This is a genomic window from Pseudomonas azadiae (genome assembly GCF_019145355.1).
Classification (GTDB): Bacteria; Pseudomonadota; Gammaproteobacteria; order Pseudomonadales; family Pseudomonadaceae; genus Aquipseudomonas; species Aquipseudomonas azadiae.
Genome location: NZ_JAHSTY010000002.1, coordinates 950,936 through 973,518, shown reverse-complemented (window position 1 = coordinate 973,518; position 22,583 = coordinate 950,936). Strand labels below are relative to the sequence as shown.

At 61.0% G+C, this 22,583-nt stretch carries 19 protein-coding genes; 18 read left to right on the top strand and 1 reads right to left on the bottom strand.

Annotated elements, in window-relative coordinates:
- Positions 1–52: 52 nt before the first annotated feature.
- Complete coding sequence (icd, locus tag KVG91_RS20815; protein ID WP_169375558.1) at positions 53–1,309, bottom strand: NADP-dependent isocitrate dehydrogenase; 1,257 nt, start codon at positions 1,307–1,309, stop codon at positions 53–55.
- Positions 1,310–1,804: 495 nt separating this feature from the next.
- On the opposite strand from icd, the gene KVG91_RS20810 reads away from it, so the two are divergent.
- From KVG91_RS20810 to nuoJ, 18 genes are all read left to right on the top strand, one after another.
- Positions 1,805–4,030, top strand: a complete 2,226-nt coding sequence (locus tag KVG91_RS20810; RefSeq protein ID WP_169375559.1) for an NADP-dependent isocitrate dehydrogenase — start codon at positions 1,805–1,807, stop codon at positions 4,028–4,030.
- A gap of 214 nt (positions 4,031–4,244) precedes the next feature.
- Positions 4,245–4,691, top strand: a complete 447-nt coding sequence (locus KVG91_RS20805) for an NUDIX hydrolase (RefSeq protein WP_169375560.1) — start codon at positions 4,245–4,247, stop codon at positions 4,689–4,691.
- Between the two features lie 59 nt (positions 4,692–4,750).
- Positions 4,751–5,875, top strand: a complete 1,125-nt coding sequence (mnmA, locus tag KVG91_RS20800; protein WP_169375561.1) for a tRNA 2-thiouridine(34) synthase MnmA — start codon at positions 4,751–4,753, stop codon at positions 5,873–5,875.
- Positions 5,872–6,495, top strand: a complete 624-nt coding sequence (gene hflD, locus KVG91_RS20795) for a high frequency lysogenization protein HflD (protein WP_169375562.1) — start codon at positions 5,872–5,874, stop codon at positions 6,493–6,495. Before mnmA ends, hflD begins: the two co-directional genes overlap by 4 nt.
- A gap of 125 nt (positions 6,496–6,620) precedes the next feature.
- On the top strand, positions 6,621–7,991 hold the full coding sequence (gene purB, locus KVG91_RS20790; RefSeq protein WP_169375563.1) for an adenylosuccinate lyase: 1,371 nt from the start codon (positions 6,621–6,623) through the stop codon (positions 7,989–7,991).
- Between the two features lie 83 nt (positions 7,992–8,074).
- Positions 8,075–9,241, top strand: coding sequence for a ribosomal protein uL16 3-hydroxylase (locus tag KVG91_RS20785; RefSeq protein ID WP_169375564.1), 1,167 nt, complete (start codon positions 8,075–8,077; stop codon positions 9,239–9,241).
- Complete coding sequence (locus tag KVG91_RS20780; RefSeq protein ID WP_169375565.1) at positions 9,234–9,656, top strand: GNAT family N-acetyltransferase; 423 nt, start codon at positions 9,234–9,236, stop codon at positions 9,654–9,656. Before KVG91_RS20785 ends, KVG91_RS20780 begins: the two co-directional genes overlap by 8 nt.
- Before the next feature lie 229 nt (positions 9,657–9,885).
- Positions 9,886–10,623 (top strand): secretin N-terminal domain-containing protein, encoded by a 738-nt coding sequence (locus KVG91_RS20775; protein WP_169375566.1) that lies wholly within the window; start codon positions 9,886–9,888, stop codon positions 10,621–10,623.
- A gap of 178 nt (positions 10,624–10,801) precedes the next feature.
- On the top strand, positions 10,802–12,127 hold the full coding sequence (aceA, locus tag KVG91_RS20770) for an isocitrate lyase (protein WP_076950802.1): 1,326 nt from the start codon (positions 10,802–10,804) through the stop codon (positions 12,125–12,127).
- Positions 12,128–12,841: 714 nt separating this feature from the next.
- Positions 12,842–13,255 carry an NADH-quinone oxidoreductase subunit A gene (locus tag KVG91_RS20765; protein ID WP_015372409.1) on the top strand — a complete coding sequence of 138 codons (414 nt, stop codon included), beginning with the start codon at positions 12,842–12,844 and terminating at the stop codon, positions 13,253–13,255.
- 10 nt (positions 13,256–13,265) lie between these two features.
- The gene (locus KVG91_RS20760) at positions 13,266–13,940 is read left to right on the top strand and encodes a NuoB/complex I 20 kDa subunit family protein (RefSeq protein ID WP_169376051.1); all 675 of its coding nucleotides are present in this window, start codon (positions 13,266–13,268) and stop codon (positions 13,938–13,940) included.
- Positions 13,941–14,012: 72 nt separating this feature from the next.
- Positions 14,013–15,797, top strand: a complete 1,785-nt coding sequence (gene nuoC, locus KVG91_RS20755; protein WP_169376052.1) for an NADH-quinone oxidoreductase subunit C/D — start codon at positions 14,013–14,015, stop codon at positions 15,795–15,797.
- Positions 15,798–15,799: 2 nt separating this feature from the next.
- Positions 15,800–16,297 (top strand): NADH-quinone oxidoreductase subunit NuoE, encoded by a 498-nt coding sequence (gene nuoE, locus KVG91_RS20750; protein ID WP_003232080.1) that lies wholly within the window; start codon positions 15,800–15,802, stop codon positions 16,295–16,297.
- Entirely contained in the window at positions 16,294–17,652 is a 1,359-nt protein-coding gene (gene nuoF / locus KVG91_RS20745) for an NADH-quinone oxidoreductase subunit NuoF (RefSeq protein WP_076950805.1), read from the top strand. The genes nuoE and nuoF overlap by 4 nt, the downstream gene beginning before the upstream one ends.
- 137 nt (positions 17,653–17,789) lie before the next feature.
- Positions 17,790–20,504 (top strand): NADH-quinone oxidoreductase subunit NuoG, encoded by a 2,715-nt coding sequence (gene nuoG / locus KVG91_RS20740; RefSeq protein ID WP_169376053.1) that lies wholly within the window; start codon positions 17,790–17,792, stop codon positions 20,502–20,504.
- Entirely contained in the window at positions 20,501–21,508 is a 1,008-nt protein-coding gene (nuoH, locus tag KVG91_RS20735; RefSeq protein WP_169376054.1) for an NADH-quinone oxidoreductase subunit NuoH, read from the top strand. The genes nuoG and nuoH overlap by 4 nt, the downstream gene beginning before the upstream one ends.
- A gap of 11 nt (positions 21,509–21,519) precedes the next feature.
- Positions 21,520–22,068 (top strand): NADH-quinone oxidoreductase subunit NuoI, encoded by a 549-nt coding sequence (nuoI, locus tag KVG91_RS20730; RefSeq protein WP_076950807.1) that lies wholly within the window; start codon positions 21,520–21,522, stop codon positions 22,066–22,068.
- Positions 22,069–22,077: 9 nt separating this feature from the next.
- Complete coding sequence (gene nuoJ / locus KVG91_RS20725) at positions 22,078–22,581, top strand: NADH-quinone oxidoreductase subunit J (RefSeq protein ID WP_057721781.1); 504 nt, start codon at positions 22,078–22,080, stop codon at positions 22,579–22,581.
- The last annotated feature ends 2 nt before the right edge of the window (positions 22,582–22,583 follow it).

Below are 22,583 nucleotides of genomic sequence, written 5' to 3'. Positions count from 1 at the left end.
AACCGGTCAACTCAACCCATGAGATGACCGGTTTTTTTTGTGCGCACCCCTTTTACATATGCGAAATCAACGCATCACCAAACCCCGACGACGACACCAGCGTCGCACCGTCCATCAGGCGCTCGAAGTCATAGGTCACGGTCTTCGCCGAAATGGCGCCATTGGTGCCCTTGATAATCAAATCCGCCGCCTCGACCCAGCCCATGTGACGCAGCATCATCTCCGCCGACAGGATCAACGAACCCGGATTGACCTGGTCCTTGCCCGCATATTTAGGCGCAGTGCCGTGGGTCGCCTCGAACATCGCCACGGTGTCGGACAGGTTCGCGCCCGGCGCAATACCGATGCCGCCCACTTCTGCCGCCAGGGCATCGGACAGGTAGTCGCCGTTCAGGTTGAGGGTCGCGATCACGTCATATTCAGCCGGACGCAGCAGGATCTGCTGGAGCATGGCGTCGGCAATGGCGTCCTTGACCACCACATTCTTGCCGGTCCTGGGGTTCTTGAACTGCATCCACGGGCCACCGTCGAGCAGCGTGGCACCGAACTCTTCGGCCGCCACTTCGTAGGCCCATTCTTTAAAGGCGCCTTCGGTGAACTTCATGATGTTGCCTTTGTGCACGATGGTCAGCGACTCACGGTCGTTATCCACTACGTATTGCAGGGCCTTGCGCGCCAGGCGCTTGGTGCCCTCCTTGGAGACCGGCTTCACGCCAATCCCGCAATCCTGGTCGAAACGGATCTTGGTGACACCCATCTCTTCCTTCAGGAACTTGATCACCTTGATCGCTTCGGGCGAGCCGGCCTTCCACTCGATCCCGGCGTAGATGTCCTCGGAGTTCTCGCGGAAGATAGTCATGTCCACATCGCCGGGCTTCTTGACCGGGCTGGGCACGCCTTCAAACCAGCGCACCGGACGCAGGCAGACATAAAGGTCGAGTTGCTGGCGCAGGGCCACGTTCAACGAACGAATACCGCCGCCAACGGGCGTGGTCAGCGGGCCCTTGATGGACACTACGTAATCCTTGACCGCATCCAGGGTTTCCTGAGGCAGCCAGGTGTCCTGGTCGTAGACTTGAGTCGCCTTCTCGCCGGCATAAACCTCCATCCACGAGATTTTTCGCTTGCCGCCGTAGGCCTTTTCAACAGCGGCGTCGACCACCTTGATCATCACCGGGCTGATGTCGACGCCGATACCGTCACCTTCGATGTAAGGGATGATCGGTTGGTCAGGAACATTGAGAGAATGGTCTGCATTGACGGTGATTTTGTCGCCGACTGCCGGAACCTGAATCTTCTTGTATCCCATGCTGAACTCCATCTATGGATTGAACATCTGGCTGCGTTCGAGCCTACTCCAGATAAATGGCGACTGAAACCTCACGCCAGGCTCATTTGCCTCGAAAACAGCATAATTTGTCGCCTACAAGCCTGAAAGCAAAGGGAAAAGCGCCAATCTTGAGCACATCGTGCGACTTTAGGCGCAATCCGGTACCTGCGACCTTTAGACCAATGGACGACCCACCTTTTGTATGAAGGCTCGGCGTAAGCATAGCGACCTATGTATAATGCCGCCGCTGACCAAAGAGTCACGACCGCCGACCGCTCTGGAACAGACGCCTTCGGCTCGCAAAGCAGGACTATTACAATAGTCCACCCGCTTGACGCTCGACTGATGCAACCCAACATCACCGCGAAGAAACCTCGACATTTCGCTCATGGATGACTTTGAACGAACGCGCTCCACCCGGCGCATCTCGAGTTTCTGCGCACGCTTTCAGCAAAGAAGAGAGTTAATCCGAATATGCCCACCCGCTCGAAGATCATCTATACCTTCACCGACGAAGCCCCGGCCCTCGCCACCTATTCACTGCTGCCTATCGTAGAGGCCTTCACCGCTTCCGCTGATATTGCCGTGGAAACCCGCGACATCTCCCTCGCCGCGCGCATCCTCGCAAGCTTCCCCGAGCAACTGGGCGCCAAGGCCATCCCGGACCACCTCGCCGAACTCGGCGACCTGGCCGTTACGCCTGAAGCCAACATCATCAAGCTGCCTAACATCAGCGCCTCGACCCCGCAGCTGCAAGCCGCGATCAAGGAACTGCAGGCCCAGGGCTACGCCCTGCCGGACTACCCGGAAACCGTAACCACCGACGCGGAAAAAGAAACCCGTGCCCGTTACGACAAGGTCAAGGGCAGCGCCGTGAACCCGGTACTGCGCGAAGGCAACTCCGACCGTCGCGCACCGCTGTCGGTCAAGAACTACGCGCGCAAGCACCCGCACAAGATGGGCGCCTGGGCTGCCGACTCCAAGTCGCACATCGCCCACATGGACAACGGCGACTTTTACGGCAGCGAAAAAGCCGTACAGATCGAAGCCGCCGATGCTGTCAAAATCGAGCTGATCGCCCAGGACGGCACCGCCACCGCGCTGAAGGAAAAGACTTCGGTACAGGCCGGCGAAATCATCGACACCGCCGTACTGAGCAAGAAAGCCCTGCGCGCGTTCATCGCCGCTGAAATCGAAGACGCCAAGAAACAAGGCGTACTGCTGTCGGTTCACCTGAAAGCCACCATGATGAAGGTCTCCGACCCGATCATGTTCGGCCAGATCGTTGCCGAGTTCTACAAAGACGCCCTGACCAAGCACGCCACCGTGCTGGAGCAGATCGGCTTCAACCTGAACAACGGCATCGGCGACCTGTACGCTCGCATCAAGGCCCTGCCGGCCGACCAGCAAGCGCAGATCGAAGCTGACATCCAGGCCGTATACGCGGCTCGCCCTTCCCTGGCGATGGTCAACTCCGACAAAGGCATTACCAACCTGCACGTGCCAAGCGACGTGATCGTCGACGCCTCGATGCCGGCCATGATCCGTGACTCCGGCAAAATGTGGGGCACCGACGGCCAGCTGCATGACACCAAGGCCGTCATCCCGGATCGCTGCTACGCCACCATCTACCAGGCGGTCATCGAAGACTGCAAGACCAATGGCGCCTTCGATCCGACCACCATGGGCAGCGTGCCAAACGTTGGCCTGATGGCGAAGAAAGCCGAAGAGTACGGCTCCCACGACAAGACCTTCCAGATCAAGGCTGACGGCGTTGTCCGCGTCACCGACAGCAAGGGCAACCTGCTGATGGAACAGAACGTCGAAGCCGGCGACATCTTCCGCATGTGCCAGACCAAAGACGCGCCGATCCAGGACTGGGTCAAGCTGGCCGTCAACCGCGCCCGCGCCAGCAACACCCCGGCCATTTTCTGGCTGGACCCCAAGCGTGCGCACGACGGCGTCGTGGTCGAGAAAGTTCAGGCTTACCTCAAAGACCACAACACCGAAGGCCTGGATATCCGCATCATGTCGCCGGTCGAAGCGATGAAGTTCACCCTGGAGCGCACCCGCAAGGGCCTGGATACCATTTCGGTGACCGGCAACGTACTGCGCGACTACCTGACCGACTTGTTCCCGATCATGGAACTGGGCACCAGCGCCAAGATGCTGTCGATCGTGCCGCTGATGAACGGCGGTGGCCTGTTCGAAACCGGCGCCGGCGGTTCGGCTCCGAAACACGTGCAGCAACTGGTGGAAGAGAACTTCCTGCGCTGGGATTCCCTGGGCGAGTTCCTGGCCCTGGCCGCGTCCCTTGAGCATTTGGGTGTGACGTACAACAACCCGAAAGCCCTGGTCCTGTCCAAGACCTTGGACCAGGCCACCGGCCAGTTCCTCGACAACAACAAGTCGCCCTCGCGCAAAGTCGGCAACATCGACAACCGCGGCAGCCACTTCTACCTGGCGCTGTACTGGGCACAAGCCCTGGCCGCCCAGACCGAAGACACTGCATTGCAAGCGCAGTTCGGCGAACTGGCCAAGACCCTGGCCGAGAACGAGGCGACCATCGTTGCCGAGCTCAACGCCGTACAAGGCAAGCCCGTGGACATCGGCGGCTACTACGCGCCGAACCCTGAGCTGACCAGCCAGGCCATGCGCCCAAGCAACACCCTCAACGCGGCGATTGCCAAGTTGAAGTAAGGTTGTAAGGCTGCAAAGAAGCCCCGGCCACGTGCCGGGGTTTCTGTTTGTGCCTACTACCGATTTAATTGAAGAAACCCAATCAAATGTGGGAGCTGGCTTGCCTGCGATAGCGGTGGGTCAGCTACTGAATAGCTCGCTGATAGACCGCTATCGCAGGCAAGCCAGCTCCCACACTGACTGCAATCCTGCTCAATCCAGAATCGAGGCCTCCATGACCTGGCAACCCCACATCACCGTCGCCACCCTCGTCGAAGACAACGGCCGCTTCCTGATGGTCGAAGAACTCAAGGGCGGCCGCGCGGTGCTCAACCAGCCCGCCGGTCACCTTGACCCGGACGAAACCCTGACCGAAGCCGCCGTGCGCGAAACACTTGAGGAAACCGGCTGGGACGTGGAGCCCACCGGCATCGTCGGCATCTACCTGTACACCGCCCCGAGCAATGGCGTGACCTATCAACGCGTCTGCTTTATCGCCAAGGCGCTGAGACATCACCCCGAGTATCAACTCGACGAAGGCATCCTCCGCGCCCGCTGGCTGACCCGCGACGAGCTGATGGCCTTGCGCGACGAGTGGCGCAGCGAGCTGATCATCCGCTGTATCGATGATTATCTGGCCGGCCAGCGCCACAGTCTCGAATTGATCCGCCCTTCCCTTTAGCCTTGAAGGCTTGAGCCTGATAGAATCGCGTCCTTTTTCAAGACACCCGTTGAAACCCTATGCGTGATCCAGCCCCTTCTGACACCCAAAAGAAGCGCGTCATCGTCGGCATGTCCGGCGGCGTGGATTCTTCCGTTTCCGCCGTTCTGCTCATGGAGCAGGGTTATGAGGTGGAAGGCCTGTTCATGAAGAACTGGGAAGAAGACGATGGAACGGAATACTGCACCGCCATGGACGACCTGGCGGACGCCCAGGCCGTGTGCGACAAGATCGGCATCAAGCTGCACACCGCCAACTTCGCCGCCGAGTACTGGGACAATGTGTTCGAGCACTTCCTCGCCGAGTACAAGGCCGGTCGCACGCCGAACCCGGACATCCTGTGCAACCGCGAGATCAAGTTCAAGGCGTTCCTTGACTACGCCATGATGCTCGGTGCCGACCTGATCGCTACTGGCCACTACGTGCGCCGCCGCGATATCGACGGGCGTACCGAACTGCTCAAGGGCCTGGACCCGAACAAGGACCAGAGCTACTTCCTGCACGCCGTCGGCGGTGAACAGATCGCCAAGACCCTGTTCCCGGTGGGCGAGCTGGAAAAACCTGAAGTGCGCAGGATCGCCGAGCAACACGGCCTGGCCACTGCCAAGAAGAAAGACTCTACCGGCATCTGCTTTATCGGCGAGCGCCGCTTCAGCGACTTTCTCAAGCAGTACCTGCCGGCGCAGCCGGGCGAAATCAAAACGACTGACGGTGAAGTCATCGGCCGTCACCATGGCCTGATGTATCACACCATCGGCCAGCGCCAGGGCCTGGGCATCGGCGGTTTGAAAGACGCCGGTGAAGAGCCGTGGTACGTGCTGGTCAAAGACCTGGAAAACAACGTGCTGATCGTTGGCCAGGGTAACGAACACCCGTTGCTGTTCTCCGGCGCCCTGCTCGCTTCCGAGATCTATTGGGTCAACCCGATCGACCTGAGTACGCCACGCCGCCTGACCGCCAAAGTGCGCTATCGCCAAGGCGACCAGGCCTGCACCCTGGAAAAAACCGTCAGCGGCTACCGCGCCACCTTTGATGAGCCGCAACGCGCGGTCACCCCTGGCCAGTCTGTGGTGTTCTACGACGGTGAGGTTTGCCTGGGCGGCGGCGTGATTGAAGTCGCGCAGGCCTGGAGCAACCCGGCATGAGCCCGACCCAGGAGCAGTTGACCGCACTCGGCGGGGTTTTCCTCGCGGCGGTACTGGTGGACAAGATCGCCAAGACCGGCCAGGTCACCGAGGCCGGCCTGGCCTGCATGCTCGGCAGCCTGCTGATTCGCGACCCCAAGGACACCCTGGAGGTCTACGGCGGCGACGACCTGGCGCTGCGTGAAGGTTACCGCGCGCTGATCGGCGCCCTGGAGCGCGACCCGAGCACCTTGCAGCGTGAGCCGTTGCGCTACGCCCTGTCGATGCTCGGTCTTGAGCGTCAACTGGCCAAGCGCGACGACATGCTCGAGACCATCGGCAAGCGCCTGCCGCAGATTCAGTCCCAGGTGGAGCACTTTGGCCCGGCCCATGAAAACGTGGTCGCCGCCTGCGGAGCGCTGTACCAGGACACCTTGAGCACTCTGCGCCAGCGCATCCAGGTGCACGGCGACATGCGCAACCTGCAACAACCGAACAACGCCTCGAAAATCCGCGCGCTGCTGCTGGCCGGTATTCGTTCGGCGCGGTTGTGGCGCCAGTTGGGCGGGCATCGCTGGCAGTTGGTGATCAGCCGGCGCAAATTGCTCAAAGAGCTTTACCCGTTGATGCGCAACGAATAAGTCGCACCAGCAGGCCGTTTTCAAGCCGTTACGCGTAATACGCCGGTCAGTTGGCAACGGACCGGCGGATTTTTTCATGTATGATACGCGCCCCATTTCGTTGCCCGACTGTCCGAGAACACCCCATGCAGCTTTCTTCGCTCACTGCGGTTTCCCCTGTTGACGGCCGCTACGCCGGCAAAACCCAGGCCCTGCGCCCTATTTTCAGCGAATACGGCCTGATCCGTGCTCGTGTACTGGTTGAAGTGCGCTGGCTCCAGCGCCTGGCCGCTCACCCTGGCATCAGCGAAGTGCCGGCGTTTTCCGCCGAGGCCAACGCTGTCTTGAATACCCTGGCGGAAAACTTCTCCCTGGAGCACGCCGAGCGTGTCAAAGAGATCGAGCGCACCACCAACCACGACGTAAAAGCCATCGAATACCTGCTCAAGGAGCAGGCGGCCAAGCTGCCGGAACTGGCCCAGGTCAGCGAATTCATCCACTTTGCCTGCACCAGCGAGGACATCAACAACCTGTCCCACGCCCTGATGCTGCGCGAAGGCCGTGATGACGTGATGCTGCCGCTGATGCACCAGACCGCCGACGCGATCCGCGAACTGGCGATCCGCTTCGCCGATGTGCCGATGCTGTCGCGTACCCACGGTCAGCCGGCGTCGCCGACGACCTTGGGCAAGGAACTGGCCAACGTGGTGTACCGCCTCGAGCGCCAGATCGCTCAGGTCGCCGCCGTCCCGCTGCTGGGCAAGATCAACGGCGCCGTGGGCAACTACAACGCGCACCTGTCGGCCTACCCGGAAATCGACTGGGAAGAAAACGCCCGTGCCTTCATCGAAGACGAGCTGGGCCTGGGCTTCAACCCCTACACTACGCAGATCGAACCGCACGACTACATCGCCGAGCTGTTCGACGCGATCGCACGCTTCAATACCATCCTGATCGACTTCGACCGCGATATCTGGGGCTACATCTCCCTGGGCTACTTCAAGCAGCGCACCATTGCCGGTGAAATCGGTTCGTCGACCATGCCACACAAGGTCAACCCGATCGACTTCGAAAACTCCGAAGGCAACCTCGGCATCGCCAACGCCCTGTTCCAGCACCTGGCCAGTAAATTGCCGATCTCCCGCTGGCAGCGCGACCTGACCGACTCCACCGTACTGCGCAACCTCGGCGTGGGTTTTGCCCACAGCGTGATCGCGTACGAAGCCAGCCTCAAGGGCATCAGCAAGCTTGAGCTCAACGCGCAGAAGATCGCCGCTGACCTGGACGCCTGCTGGGAAGTCCTGGCCGAGCCGATCCAGACCGTGATGCGTCGCTACAACATCGAAAACCCCTACGAGAAGCTCAAAGAGTTGACGCGCGGCAAGGGCATCACCTCCGAAGCGCTGCAAACTTTCATCGACGGCCTGGACATGCCAGCCGCGGCCAAGGCCGAGCTGAAGCTGCTGACCCCAGCCAATTACATCGGCAACGCCGTCGAGCAAGCCAAGCGCATCTGATTACCGCAAGACCCTTGAGACGCCCGGCCGCGCCGGGCGTTTTTATTCCTGTCTTAAAAGTGCTTTTTTTCAATAGGTTACACATGAATCCTGATATCCCTCTTCAACTTCTGGGCGGCATCACTGCACGGGAATTCCTGCGCGATTACTGGCAGAAGAAACCGCTGCTGATCCGCCAGGCCATCCCTGACTTCGAAAGCCCGATCGACGCCGACGAACTGGCTGGCTTGGCCCTGGAAGAAGAAGTCGAATCGCGCCTGGTGATCGAACACGGCGAACGCCCCTGGGAACTGCGTCGCGGCCCGTTTGCCGAAGATGCCTTCAGCACCTTGCCCGAGCGCGAATGGACCCTGCTGGTACAGGCGGTCGACCAGTTCGTGCCGGAAGTCGCCGAGCTGCTGGAGCAGTTCCGCTTCCTGCCGAGCTGGCGCATCGACGATGTGATGATCAGCTTCGCCGCACCGGGTGGCAGCGTCGGTCCGCACTTCGACAACTATGACGTGTTCCTGCTGCAAGCCCAGGGCAAGCGCAACTGGAAGATCGGCCAGATGTGCAGCTCCGAGAGCCCGCTGCTGCAGCACGCCGACCTGCGCATCCTCGCCGACTTCGAAGAAAGCGCCGAATGGGTGCTGGAACCGGGCGACATGCTCTACCTGCCGCCGCGGCTGGCGCATTTCGGCATCGCCGAAGATGACTGCATGACCTACTCGGTCGGTTTCCGCGCACCGAGTGCCGCTGAAGTGCTGACCCACTTCACCGACTTCCTCGCCCAGTACCTGACCGACGAAGAACGCTACACCGACGCCGACGCCCAGCCGGTCAGCGACCCGCACCAGATCCAGAGCGACGCACTGGACCGCCTCAAGAGCCTGCTGGCCGAGCACATGAGCGACGAGCGCATGCTGCTCACCTGGTTCGGCCAGTTCATGACTGAACCGCGCTACCCTGAACTGGTGGCCGGTGAAGAAGTGGCCGAAGAGGATTTTGTCAGCAGCCTGCAAGACGGCGCGATCCTGGTGCGCAACCCGAGCGCGCGCATGGCCTGGTCGGAAGTGGACGATGACGTGCTGCTGTTCGCCAGCGGCCAGAGCCGTTACCTGCCGGGCAAGCTGCGCGAATTGCTCAAACTGATCTGCGCCGCCGACGCCCTGCACGCCGACAACCTCGGCCCATGGCTCGCGGACGAAGACGGCCGCGACCTGCTGTGCGAACTGGTCAAGCAAGGAAGCCTGGGATTTGCCGATGAATAAGATTCACGTGAGTGTCGCGGACTGGCAAAAGGATATCGCCGAGATCAGGCGCATTCGTGAAGCGGTGTTCATCGCCGAACAATCGGTTCCTCCCGAGCTGGAATGGGACGCGGACGACGCAGGTGCGATGCACTTTCTGGCGTTCGAAGGCGACTTCCCGATTGGCACCGCTCGGTTGTTGCCCAGCGGCGAGATCGGCCGCGTGTCGGTACTCAAGGACTGGCGCGGGCTGAAGGTCGGCGACAAGCTGATGGAAACGGTGATCGGCGTCGCCGAGCAGCGTGGCCAGACCCGGCAGTTTCTGAGTGCCCAGGTGTATGCGGCGCCGTTCTATGAGCGGCTGGGGTTCAAGATCGTCAGCGACGAGTTTCTTGAAGTCGGGATTCCGCATGTGGACATGGTGCGCGGGGACTGATCCGAAACCGCGTCGCCTGCATCGCAGGCAAGCCAGCTCCCACATTTGATCGCATTCCAAGGGGTGTACTCGGTCAAGTGTGGGAGCTGGCTTGCCTGCGATAGCGATATCAGCAACACCCCAAATGCCCTGCCATGCCAGGGCATTTTGCCGTCTACGATTCAATTTGCGACCCCTCAGGCCGACAAACTGGCACTATCCAGCCAAATGACTCGCAGAGATCACGGACATGTCCCTACGCACCCTGCTCACCGCCCTCCTCCTGACCGCCAGTGTCTCGGCCTTGGCCGACACCGCAGTCGTCAACCTGAGCAACCGCACCAGCGCCGACCTGCTGCCCGTGGCGCAAAACTTCATCGGCAAGGACGGCACCGTCAGCGCCTATGGCAACCAGCTGATTGTTAACGCTGACCCCGCAAAAATCGAAGGCCTGCGCGCCTTGCTGTCCCAGCTCGACACCCCGGCAAAACGCCTGCTGATCACCGTCGACACCAATGAAACCAACCAGCAGAACCGCGGCGACAGCCAGACCCGCATCATCAGCTACGGCACCACCAGCCGCGATGGCGGCGTCCAGCAGATCCAGGCCAGCGAAGGCATCCCCGCCCTGATCCAGGTCGGCCAGAGCGTGCCGCTGACCACCACCCAACCAGACAGTTATGGCCGCCCGCAGAACCAGACCCAGTACCGCAACGTCACCCAGGGCTTCTACGTGACCGCCAGCGTCACCGGCGAGACCGTGCACCTGGCGATCAGCACCAATCGTGACCGCATGAGCCAGGAACGTCCCGATGTAGTGAACGTGCAAAGCACCGACACAACAGTCAGTGGGCGCCTCGGCGAGTGGATCTCCCTGGCCGGCATCAATCGTGACACCCAGGCCGACAAATCCTCTACAACCCGCAGCTACTCTACTCAGGGCCGCGACGACCTGACTGTACGGGTCAAGGTCGATACCTTGAACTGAAGCACCAAAAACTGACTGACGAGTCGTATTAGACTAAAGATGTAGTGCTTTTAAAAAAGCACTACAAAATGTTTGACGACCCCAAAAAGGCTGTGCATGATGGCCTCGCTCCCGCTAATCAGGGCCCCTGGCAAGGGCCTTCGAACCCTTACAAAATGCGACGACGAGGTTTATCTACATGGCACTGACACGCGAACAGCAAATTGCAGCCCTCGAGAAAGACTGGGCTGAAAACCCACGCTGGAAAGGCGTGACCCGCGCTTATTCCGCTGCTGACGTCGTCCGCCTGCGCGGCTCGGTTCAACCTGAGCACACCTTTGCAAAACTCGGCGCCGAGAAGCTGTGGAACCTGGTGACCCAAGGGGCCAAGCCGTCCTTCCGTCCCGACAAAGATTTCGTCAACTGCATGGGCGCCCTCACTGGCGGCCAGGCAGTGCAGCAGGTGAAAGCCGGTATCCAGGCGATCTACCTGTCCGGCTGGCAAGTGGCGGCGGACAACAACTCCGCCGAATCCATGTACCCCGATCAATCGCTGTACCCGGTGGACTCGGTGCCAACCGTGGTCAAGCGCATCAACAACGCGTTCCGTCGCGCCGACCAGATCCAATGGAAAGCCGGCAAAGGCCCGGGCGATGAAGGCTACATCGACTACTTCGCGCCGATCGTGGCCGACGCCGAAGCCGGTTTCGGCGGCGTACTCAACGCCTACGAGCTGATGAAGAGCATGATCGAGGCAGGCGCTGCCGGCGTGCACTTCGAAGACCAGCTGGCTTCGGTGAAGAAATGCGGGCACATGGGCGGCAAGGTACTGGTCCCAACCCAGGAAGCCGTCCAGAAGCTGACCGCTGCCCGCCTGGCCGCTGACGTCGCCGGCACGCCAACCATCATCCTGGCGCGTACCGATGCGAACGCCGCCGACTTGCTGACCTCGGATTGCGACCCATACGACCTGCCATTCGTGACCGGCGAGCGCACCCAGGAAGGCTTCTATAAGGTGCGTGCCGGTCTCGACCAGGCCATCGCCCGTGGCCTGGCCTACGCGCCGTACGCCGACCTGATCTGGTGCGAAACCGCCAAGCCGGACCTGGACGAAGCGCGTCGTTTCGCTGAAGCGATCAAGAAGGAATACCCGGACCAACTGCTTTCCTACAACTGCTCGCCTTCCTTCAACTGGAAGAAAAACCTGGACGACGCGACCATCGCCAAGTTCCAGCGCGAACTGTCCGCCATGGGTTACAAGCATCAGTTCATTACCCTGGCCGGCATTCACAACATGTGGCACAGCATGTTCAACTTGGCGCACGACTACGCCCGCAACGACATGACCGCCTACGTGAAGCTGCAAGAGCAGGAGTTCGCTGACGCGTCGAAGGGCTACACCTTCGTGGCGCACCAGCAGGAAGTGGGCACCGGCTACTTCGACGACATGACCACCGTGATCCAGGGCGGCACCTCGTCCGTGACCGCGCTGACCGGTTCGACCGAAGAAGAGCAGTTCCACTGATCCACTGAGTACACGGCCACTGCGGCCCCAAGGAAGACCTAAACGCAGTGCCGCACAGCAATCACGCCCCGACTGGTTCGGGGCGTTTTTTTGTTTCACAAGCACAAAAAATCAAATGTGTGGCTTGCCTGCGATAGCCATAAGTATCTACACATTTTCGTAGTGAGCGGGCTTGTCCCGCGCTGGGTGGCGAAGCCGCCCCAATAAAAACACCGTGCAGTTTCAGACAAACCCAATTCGCCTGGTTTGGGGCGGCTTCGCCACCCAGCGCGGGACAAGCCCGCTCACTACAGGGAGAATTTTGTGCAAAACATTGATCCAGAGCGGTATTAACCCTCGCAAAAACGGTTAAAAGATCCCCGTCGGCAACTAAGCGACAAACCCGCAAGTAACGGCAACTTCCCTCGCCACACGAGAAACATTCCCTTAAACCCCACGCAAACAATATTCATTATCATTTGGCGCCTGGAAACTTCGTTACCCGTTAAACAAAACACATTTGATTAAATGCCCGCTAATGCCCGCCACACAAGGGCTGCAGCCCCAAGAAGGTGCACTATGTGGTTATTCAACCGAATAATTTCGCCTTGGGAATTTTACTTGCCCGGTGTTTAGCCATAAAATCATCCCGATTGATTGCAGTGCGACATATCGTCACTGCGTCGTTACTTTTTCGAGCTCAGAGACTTTTGCTCTCTGTTAAGGATTTCCAGCATGACCGAAGCGACAGGACTCATCGCCCACAACTGGGGCTTTGCCATTTTCCTCCTCGGTGTCGTGGGCCTCTGCGCCTTCATGCTCGGCGTGTCCAGCCTCCTCGGGTCAAAAGCCTGGGGTCGCAGCAAAAACGAACCGTTCGAATCCGGCATGCTGCCTACAGGTGGCGCCCGCTTGCGGCTCTCAGCCAAATTCTATCTGGTCGCGATGCTGTTCGTGATCTTCGATATCGAAGCCCTTTTTCTCTTTGCCTGGTCTGTGTCCGTCCGCGAAAGCGGCTGGACCGGATTCGTCGAAGCCCTCGTTTTCATAGCAATTCTGTTGGCAGGCCTTGTCTACCTATTTCGAGTGGGCGCCCTTGACTGGGCTCCGGAAGCTCGTCGTAAGCGGCAAGCGAAGCTGAAACAATGAGGCTTTGGCGATGCAATACAATCTCACCAGGATCGACCCGGATGCTCCTAACGAGCAGTACCCCATCGGCAAGCGGGAAACCGTTTCCGACCCGTTAGAAGACCAAGTCCACAAGAACATCTACATGGGCAAGCTCGAAGACGTGCTGAACGGCGCGGTCAACTGGGGGCGTAAAAACTCCCTGTGGCCGTACAACTTCGGTCTTTCGTGCTGCTACGTGGAAATGACCACCGCCTTCACGGCGCCCCACGACATCGCGCGCTTTGGCGCCGAGGTTATCCGGGCATCACCGCGCCAGGCGGATTTCATGGTTATCGCCGGTACGCCGTTCCTGAAAATGGCCCCCATCATCCAGCGCCTGTATGAACAGATGCTGGAACCCAAATGGGTCATTTCCATGGGCGCCTGTGCCAATTCCGGCGGCATGTACGACATCTATTCCGTAGTGCAGGGGGTCGACAAGTTCCTCCCCGTGGATGTCTACGTGCCCGGCTGCCCGCCCCGCCCCGAAGCGTTCCTGCAAGGCTTGATGCTGCTGCAGGAGTCGATCGGAAAGGAGCGTCGCCCGCTTTCCTGGGTTGTCGGCGATCAAGGCGTTTACCGCGCCGACATGCCGTCGCAAAAGGAACAGCGCCGCGAACAGCGAATCGCAGTCACCAATCTGCGCAGCCCCGACGAAGTCTGATCCAGCTCAGCTCTGCATAAGAAACGAGACACTGGCTTCATTCTTTACGTTGACCGAAAGCGATAAATAACCATGACTACAGGCAGTGCTCTGTACATCCCGCCTTATAAGGCAAACGACCAGGACGTGGTCGTCGAACTGAACAACCGTTTTGGCGCCGAGGCGTTCACCGCCCAGGAGACCCGCACCGGCATGCCCGTGCTGTGGGTTGCCCGCGCCAGGCTCATCGAAGTCCTGACCTTCCTGCGCAACCTGCCCAAGCCCTACGTCATGCTCTATGACCTGCATGGCGTGGATGAGCGGCTGCGCACCAAGCGCCAGGGCTTGCCGACTGGCGCCGATTTCACCGTGTTCTACCACTTGATGTCGCTGGAACGTAACAGCGACGTGATGCTCAAGGTTGCCCTATCCGAAAGCGACCTGAGCGTACCGACCGTGACCGGCATCTGGCCGAATGCCAACTGGTACGAACGTGAAGTCTGGGACATGTTTGGCATCGACTTCCCGGGGCACCCGCACCTGACCCGCATCATGATGCCACCGACCTGGGTAGGCCATCCGCTGCGCAAGGACTTCCCGGCGCGCGCCACTGAGTTCGACCCCTTCAGCCTTACCCTGGCCAAGCAACAGCTCGAGGAAGAAGCGGCGCGTTTCAACCCGGAAGACTGGGGCATGAAGCGCTCGGGCACCAACGAGGACTACATGTTCCTCAACCTGGGCCCCAACCACCCTTCGGCTCACGGTGCCTTCCGTATCATTCTGCAGCTGGACGGTGAAGAAATCGTCGACTGCGTACCGGACATCGGCTACCACCACCGTGGCGCCGAGAAGATGGGCGAGCGCCAGTCCTGGCACAGCTACATTCCGTACACCGACCGCGTCGACTACCTCGGCGGCGTGATGAACAACCTGCCGTACGTGCTCTCGGTCGAGAAGCTGGCCGGCATCAAGGTACCGGACCGCGTCGACACCATCCGCATCATGATGGCCGAGTTCTTCCGGATCACCAGCCACTTGCTGTTCCTGGGCACCTACATCCAGGACGTGGGCGCCATGACCCCGGTGTTCTTTACCTTCACCGACCGCCAGAAAGCCTACACCGTGATCGAAGCGATCACGGGCTTTCGCCTGCACCCGGCCTGGTACCGCATCGGCGGTGTGGCCCACGACCTCCCGCGCGGCTGGGAACGCCTGGTCAAGGACTTCATCGACTGGATGCCCAAGCGCCTGGACGAATACCAGAAAGCCGCCCTGGACAACAGCATCCTCAAGGGCCGTACCATCGGCGTCGCCCAGTACAACACCAAGGAAGCCCTGGAATGGGGCGTTACCGGCCCAAGCCTGCGCGCTACCGGCCTGGACTTCGACCTGCGCAAGGCGCGCCCTTACTCCGGCTACGAAAACTTCGAATTCGAAGTGCCGCTGGCGGCCAAGGGCGATGCCTACGACCGCTGCATCGTGCGCGTCGAAGAAATGCGCCAGAGCCTCAAGATCATCGAGCAGTGCATGCGCAACATGCCGGCAGGTCCCTACAAGGCTGACCACCCGCTGACCACGCCGCCGCCCAAAGAGCGCACGCTGCAGCACATCGAAACCCTGATCACGCACTTCCTGCAGGTTTCGTGGGGCCCGGTAATGCCGGCCAACGAATCCTTCCAGATGATCGAAGCGACCAAGGGTATCAACAGTTATTACCTGACGAGCGATGGCGGCACCATGAGCTACCGCACCCGGATTCGTACGCCAAGCTTCCCGCACTTGCAGCAGATCCCTTCGGTGATCAAAGGCGAGATGGTCGCGGACTTGATTGCGTACCTGGGTAGTATCGATTTCGTTATGGCCGACGTGGACCGCTAAGCATGAACAGCACGCTTATCCAGACAGACCGTTTCACCTTGAGTGAAACCGAGCGCTCGGCCATCGAGCACGAGCTGCATCACTACGAAGACCCGCGCGCGGCGTCGATCGAAGCCTTGAAGATCGTCCAGAAGGAACGTGGCTGGGTGCCCGACGGCGCCCTCTACGCCATCGGCGAGATCCTCGGCATCCCCGCCAGCGACGTTGAAGGCGTGGCAACGTTCTACAGCCAGATCTTCCGCCAGCCGGTGGGCCGCCACATCATTCGCGTGTGCGACAGCATGGTCTGCTACATCGGTGGCCACGAGTCCGTGGTCAGCGAAATCCAGGCCAAGCTCGGCATCGGCCTGGGCCAGACCACCGCAGACGGCCGCTTCACGCTGCTGCCGGTGTGCTGCCTGGGCAACTGCGACAAGGCGCCGGCGTTGATGATCGACGACGACACATTCGGTGACGTGCAGCCTGCTGGCGTGACCCAATTGCTCGAGGGCTACCCATGACCCTGACATCTTTCGGCCCGGCCAACCTGATCAAGCGTTCGGCCGAAACTCACCCGCTGACCTGGCGCCTGCGTGACGACGCCGAGCCCGTGTGGCTCGACGAATACCAGGCCAAGAACGGTTACGCGGCGGCGCGCAAAGCCTTCGCCGACATGGCCCAGGACGACATCGTCCAGACGGTGAAAGACGCCGGCCTCAAAGGCCGCGGCGGTGCAGGCTTCCCCACGGGCGTGAAGTGGGGCCTGATGCCCAAGGACGAATCCATCAACATCCGTTACCTTTTGTGCAACGCGGATGAAATGGAGCCCAACACCTGGAAAGACCGCATGCTGATGGAGCAACTGCCCCATCTGCTGATCGAAGGCATGCTGATCAGCGCACGCGCGCTGAAGACCTACCGGGGCTACATCTTCCTGCGCGGCGAATACACCACCGCCGCCAAGCACCTCAACCGTGCCGTGGCCGAAGCCAAGGCAGCGGGCCTGCTGGGCAAGAACATCCTCGGTTCGGGTTTCGACTTCGAACTGTTCGTGCACACCGGCGCCGGGCGTTATATCTGCGGTGAAGAAACCGCCCTGATCAACTCCCTCGAAGGCCGTCGCGCCAACCCACGCTCCAAGCCGCCCTTCCCGGCCGCCGTGGGCGTGTGGGGCAAGCCGACCTGCGTGAACAACGTCGAGACCCTGTGCAACGTGCCGGCGATCATTGCCGACGGCGTCGACTGGTACAAATCGTTGGCCCGCGCCGGCAGTGAAGACATGGGCACCAAGCTCATGGGCTTCTCCGGCAAGGTCAAGAACCCCGGCCTGTGGGAACTGCCGTTCGGCGTGACCGCACGCGAGCTGTTCGAGGACTACGCCGGCGGCATGCGCGACGGCTACACCTTGAAAGCCTGGCAGCCAGGCGGCGCCGGCACCGGTTTCCTGTTGCCCGAGCACCTGGACGCGCAAATGTATGCTGGCGGCATCGGCAAGGTGGGCACCCGCATGGGTACCGGCCTGGCAATGGCGGTGGACAACACGGTGAACATGGTCTCGTTGCTGCGCAACATGGAGCAGTTCTTTGCCCGTGAGTCCTGCGGCTTCTGCACCCCATGCCGCGACGGCCTGCCGTGGAGCGTCAAGCTGTTGATGGCGCTGGAAAACGGCGAAGGCCGCGAGGGTGACATCGAAACCCTGCTGGGCCTGGTCAACTTCCTCGGCCCTGGCAAGACCTTCTGTGCTCACGCACCGGGCGCCGTGGAGCCACTGGGCAGCGCAATCAAATACTTCCGCCCTGAATTCGAGGCCGGCATCGCGCCTACCCGCGCGGGCGAGCTCACTCAGGTGGTAACGCCGACCATGGTCGGCGCGTAACGCTTCAAGGAAGCGAAGGGTCCGTGCCCTTCGCCTTTCTCATGTGCTGACGCCTTGATGGCTGTGTAGATGCACATGAATAACAAGATTCCATTAGCCACGCCCGCTGACAACGGGCCAACGAAGAACTTTGAACCATGGCCACTATCCACGTAGACGGCAAAGCGCTCGAAGTCGATGGGGCGGACAACCTGTTACAGGCATGTCTGTCACTCGGCCTCGACATCCCGTATTTCTGCTGGCACCCCGCGCTTGGTAGCGTCGGTGCCTGTCGCCAGTGTGCGGTCAAGCAGTACACCGACGAGAACGACACCCGTGGTCGTATCGTCATGTCGTGCATGACGCCCGCCACCGACAACACCTGGATCTCCATCGACGATGACGAGTCCAAGGCGTTCCGCGCCAGTGTCGTCGAGTGGCTGATGACCAACCATCCACACGACTGTCCGGTCTGTGAGGAAGGCGGTCACTGCCACCTGCAGGACATGACGGTGATGACCGGCCACAACGAGCGCCGTTATCGCTTCACCAAGCGTACCCACCAGAACCAGCAACTGGGCCCGTTCATTTCCCACGAGATGAACCGCTGCATCGCCTGCTATCGCTGCGTGCGTTTCTATAAGGACTACGCCGGCGGCACCGACCTCGGCGTGTTCGGCGCCCACGACAACGTGTACTTCGGTCGCGTTGAAGACGGCGTGCTCGAAAGCGAGTTTTCCGGCAACCTCACCGAGGTCTGCCCGACCGGTGTGTTCACCGACAAGACCCACTCCGAGCGTTACAACCGCAAGTGGGATATGCAATTCGCCCCGAGCATCTGCCATGGCTGCTCCAGCGGTTGCAACATCTCGCCGGGCGAGCGCTATGGTGAACTGCGTCGCATCGAAAACCGCTTCAACGGTTCGGTCAACCAGTACTTCCTGTGCGACCGTGGCCGTTTCGGCTACGGCTACGTCAACCGCGAAGACCGCCCGCGCCAGCCATTGCTGGCCGACGGCGCCAAGCTGAGCCTGGATGCCGCGCTGGACAAGGCCGCCGACCTGCTGCGTGGCCGCAACATCGTCGGGATCGGCTCGCCACGCGCCAGCCTCGAAAGCAACTTCGCGTTGCGCGAGCTGGTCGGCGCCGAGCACTTCTACAGCGGCATCGAAGCCGGGGAGCTGGAGCGTATCCGCCTGGTCCTGCAAGTGCTCAACGACAGCCCGCTGCCCGTGCCGAACATGCGCGACATCGAAGACCACGACGCGATTTTCGTGTTGGGTGAAGACCTGACCCAGACCGCCGCGCGTATCGCGCTGTCGCTGCGCCAGTCGGTCAAAGGCAAGGCCGAAGACATGGCCGACGCCATGCGCGTACAGCCCTGGCTCGACGCGGCGGTGAAAAACATCGGCCAGCACGCGCTGAACCCGCTGTTTATTGCCAGCATCGCTGAAACCAAGCTCGACGATATCGCCGAAGAATGCGTACACGCCGCGCCGGACGACCTGGCCCGCCTCGGTTTCGCCGTGGCTCACGCCCTGGACGCCAGCGCACCGGCGGTCGAAGGCCTGGACACTGAAGCCGTTGAACTGGCCCAGCGTATCGCCGACGCCCTGCTGGCCGCCAAGCGTCCATTGATCATTGCCGGTACCTCGTTGGGTTCCAAGGCGCTGATCGAGGCGGCTGCGAATATTGCCAAAGCCCTGAAGCTGTGCGACAAGAACGGTTCCATCAGCCTGGTCGTGCCGGAAGCCAACAGCCTCGGCCTGGCCATGCTCGGTGGCGAGTCCGTGGACGCAGCCCTGCAAGCGGTGATCGACGGCACGGCCGACGCCATCGTGGTGCTGGAAAACGACCTGTACACCCGCACCGATGCGGCCAAGGTCGACGCTGCGCTGAACGCGACCAAGGTCCTGATCGTCGCCGACCACCAGAAGACGGCCACCAGCGAGCGTGCCGACCTGGTGCTGCCAGCGGCGACCTTCGCCGAAGGCGACGGCACCCTGGTCAGCCAGGAAGGCCGCGCCCAGCGCTTCTTCCAGGTGTTCGATCCGAAGTACATGGACGCCGGCATCCTGGTGCACGAAGGCTGGCGCTGGCTGCATGCCCTGCGCGCGACCTTGCTGAACCAGCCGATCGACTGGACCCAGCTCGACCACGTCACTGCCGCCACCGCCGCCAGCGCGCCGCAGCTGGCGCGTATCGTCGATGCCGCGCCATCCGCCGCGTTCCGCATCAAGGGCTTGAAACTGGCCCGTGAACCGCTGCGTTACTCCGGTCGCACCGCCATGCGCGCCAACATCAGCGTGCACGAACCGCGTACCCCGCAAGACAACGACACCGCGTTCGCTTTCTCCATGGAAGGTTACTCGGGTTCGGTCGAACCGCGTCAGCAGGTGCCGTTCGCCTGGTCGCCGGGCTGGAACTCGCCGCAGGCCTGGAACAAGTTCCAGGACGAAGTCGGTGGTCACATCCGCGCCGGCGACCCGGGCACCCGCCTGATCGAAAGCAGCGGGGATTCGCTGAACTGGTTCGCCGCCGTACCGCGTCCGTTCAACCCGGCCCAGGGTACCTGGCAGGTCGTGCCGTTCTTCCACCTGTTCGGCAGCGAAGAGACCTCTTCCAAGGCCGCACCGGTTCAAGAACGCATCCCCGCGCCTTACGTGTCCCTGGCCAAGTCCGAAGCCGACCGCCTCGGCGTCAACGACGGTGCGCTGCTCAGCCTGAACGTGGCTGGTCAGACCCTGCGCCTGCCGCTGCGCATCAACGAAGCGTTGGGCGCCGGCCTGGTGGCATTGCCAAAAGGCATTGCCGGTATTCCCGCGGCAATCTTTGGCAAAACCGTTGACGGTCTGCAGGAGGCAGCGCAATGACCTGGTTCACCCCTGAAGTGATCGACGTGATCATCTCGGTCGTCAAGGCCATCGTGATCCTGTTGGCCGTGGTCGTTGCGGGCGCCCTGCTCAGCTTCGTCGAACGTCGCCTGCTGGGCTGGTGGCAGGACCGTTACGGTCCGAACCGCGTTGGCCCGTTCGGCATGTTCCAGATCGCCGCCGACATGCTGAAGATGTTCTTCAAGGAAGACTGGACGCCGCCGTTTGCCGACAAGGTGATCTTCACCCTGGCACCGGTGGTGGCCATGAGCGCCTTGTTGATCGCCTTTGCCGTCATCCCGATCACCCCGACCTGGGGCGTGGCGGACCTGAACATCGGCTTGCTGTTCTTCTTCGCCATGGCCGGCTTGTCGGTCTACGCCGTGCTGTTCGCCGGTTGGGCCAGTAACAACAAGTTCGCCCTGCTGGGCAGCTTGCGGGCTTCGGCGCAAACCGTATCCTATGAAGTGTTCATGGGGTTGGCGCTGATGGGCATCGTGGTGCAGGTCGGCTCGTTCAACATGCGCGACATCGTCGAGTACCAGGCGCAGAACCTGTGGTTTATCATTCCGCAGTTCTTCGGCTTCTGTACCTTCTTCATCGCCGGCGTCGCCGTGACTCACCGTCACCCGTTCGACCAGCCGGAAGCGGAACAGGAACTGGCCGACGGTTACCACATTGAATATGCCGGCATGAAGTGGGGCATGTTCTTCGTCGGTGAGTACATCGGCATCATCTTGATCTCGGCCCTGCTGGTCACGCTGTTCTTCGGCGGCTGGCACGGTCCGTTCGGCATCCTGCCGCAGTTGGCGTTCTTCTGGTTCTTCCTGAAGACCGCGTTCTTCATCATGTTGTTTATCCTGCTGCGCGCTTCCATTCCGCGTCCACGATACGACCAGGTGATGGATTTCAGCTGGCGCTTCTGCCTGCCGCTGACCCTGATCAATTTGCTGGTGACCGCTGCCGTTGTGTTGTTGAACACGCCAGCGGGCGCGGTTCAGTGAGGATTTGACCCATGTTCAAATATATTGGCGACATCGTTAAGGGTACCGGTACCCAGTTGCGAAGCCTGGTGATGGTGTTCGGTCACGGCTTCCGCAAACGCGACACCCTGCAATACCCGGAAGAAGCGGTGTACCTGCCGCCGCGCTATCGCGGCCGTATCGTACTGACCCGCGACCCCGATGGCGAAGAGCGTTGCGTTGCCTGCAACCTGTGCGCCGTGGCGTGCCCGGTGGGTTGCATCTCCCTGCAGAAAGCTGAAACCGAAGACGGTCGCTGGTACCCGGACTTCTTCCGCATCAACTTCTCGCGCTGCATTTTCTGCGGCCTCTGCGAGGAAGCCTGCCCGACCACCGCGATCCAGCTCACGCCGGACTTCGAGATGGCCGAGTTCAAACGTCAGGACCTGGTGTACGAGAAGGAAGATCTGCTGATCTCCGGTACCGGTAAAAACCCTGATTACAACTTCTATCGTGTTGCAGGTATGGCCGTTGCGGGCAAGCCCAAAGGCGCCGCACAAAACGAAGCCGAGCCGATCAACGTGAAGAGCTTGCTGCCTTAAGGAAGAAAGATGGAATTCGCTTTCTATTTCGCATCGGGTATCGCAGTTGTGTCCACGCTTCGCGTGATCACCAACACCAACCCCGTGCACGCCCTGCTCTACCTGATCATTTCGCTGATCGCCGTGGCCATGACCTTTTTCGCACTCGGCGCACCGTTCGCCGGTGTGCTGGAAGTGATCGCCTACGCTGGCGCCATCATGGTGCTGTTCGTGTTTGTGGTGATGATGCTCAACCTGGGGCCGGCGTCGGTCGCCCAGGAGCGCGTCTGGCTCAAGCCCGGCATCTGGCTCGGCCCGGTTGTCCTCGCAGCACTGCTGCTGGGTGAACTGCTGTATGTGCTGTTCGCTCACCAGAGCGGCCAGGCCATCGGCCACACCACCGTGGACGCGAAAGCCGTGGGCATCAGCCTGTTCGGACCGTACCTGCTGGTGGTCGAACTGGCTTCGATGCTGCTGCTCGCCGCAGCCATCACCGCCTTCCACTTGGGCCGCAACGAAGCCAAGGAGCAATGACG

Bases quoted from the DNA above. Each gene is read 5' to 3' on its own strand.
- KVG91_RS20775 (WP_169375566.1), top strand. From the start codon at position 9,886: ATGTCCCTACGCACCCTGCTCACCGCCCTCCTCCTGACCGCCAGTGTC.
- KVG91_RS20805 (WP_169375560.1), top strand. From the start codon at position 4,245: ATGACCTGGCAACCCCACATCACCGTCGCCACCCTCGTCGAAGACAAC.
- mnmA (WP_169375561.1), top strand. From the start codon at position 4,751: ATGCGTGATCCAGCCCCTTCTGACACCCAAAAGAAGCGCGTCATCGTC.
- KVG91_RS20785 (WP_169375564.1), top strand. From the start codon at position 8,075: ATGAATCCTGATATCCCTCTTCAACTTCTGGGCGGCATCACTGCACGG.
- nuoC (WP_169376052.1), top strand. From the start codon at position 14,013: ATGACTACAGGCAGTGCTCTGTACATCCCGCCTTATAAGGCAAACGAC.
- KVG91_RS20765 (WP_015372409.1), top strand. From the start codon at position 12,842: ATGACCGAAGCGACAGGACTCATCGCCCACAACTGGGGCTTTGCCATT.
- hflD (WP_169375562.1), top strand. From the start codon at position 5,872: ATGAGCCCGACCCAGGAGCAGTTGACCGCACTCGGCGGGGTTTTCCTC.
- icd (WP_169375558.1), bottom strand. From the start codon at position 1,309: ATGGGATACAAGAAGATTCAGGTTCCGGCAGTCGGCGACAAAATCACC.
- nuoH (WP_169376054.1), top strand. From the start codon at position 20,501: ATGACCTGGTTCACCCCTGAAGTGATCGACGTGATCATCTCGGTCGTC.
- aceA (WP_076950802.1), top strand. From the start codon at position 10,802: ATGGCACTGACACGCGAACAGCAAATTGCAGCCCTCGAGAAAGACTGG.
- nuoI (WP_076950807.1), top strand. From the start codon at position 21,520: ATGTTCAAATATATTGGCGACATCGTTAAGGGTACCGGTACCCAGTTG.
- nuoF (WP_076950805.1), top strand. From the start codon at position 16,294: ATGACCCTGACATCTTTCGGCCCGGCCAACCTGATCAAGCGTTCGGCC.
- KVG91_RS20780 (WP_169375565.1), top strand. From the start codon at position 9,234: ATGAATAAGATTCACGTGAGTGTCGCGGACTGGCAAAAGGATATCGCC.
- nuoJ (WP_057721781.1), top strand. From the start codon at position 22,078: ATGGAATTCGCTTTCTATTTCGCATCGGGTATCGCAGTTGTGTCCACG.
- purB (WP_169375563.1), top strand. From the start codon at position 6,621: ATGCAGCTTTCTTCGCTCACTGCGGTTTCCCCTGTTGACGGCCGCTAC.
- KVG91_RS20760 (WP_169376051.1), top strand. From the start codon at position 13,266: ATGCAATACAATCTCACCAGGATCGACCCGGATGCTCCTAACGAGCAG.
- KVG91_RS20810 (WP_169375559.1), top strand. From the start codon at position 1,805: ATGCCCACCCGCTCGAAGATCATCTATACCTTCACCGACGAAGCCCCG.
- nuoE (WP_003232080.1), top strand. From the start codon at position 15,800: ATGAACAGCACGCTTATCCAGACAGACCGTTTCACCTTGAGTGAAACC.
- nuoG (WP_169376053.1), top strand. From the start codon at position 17,790: ATGGCCACTATCCACGTAGACGGCAAAGCGCTCGAAGTCGATGGGGCG.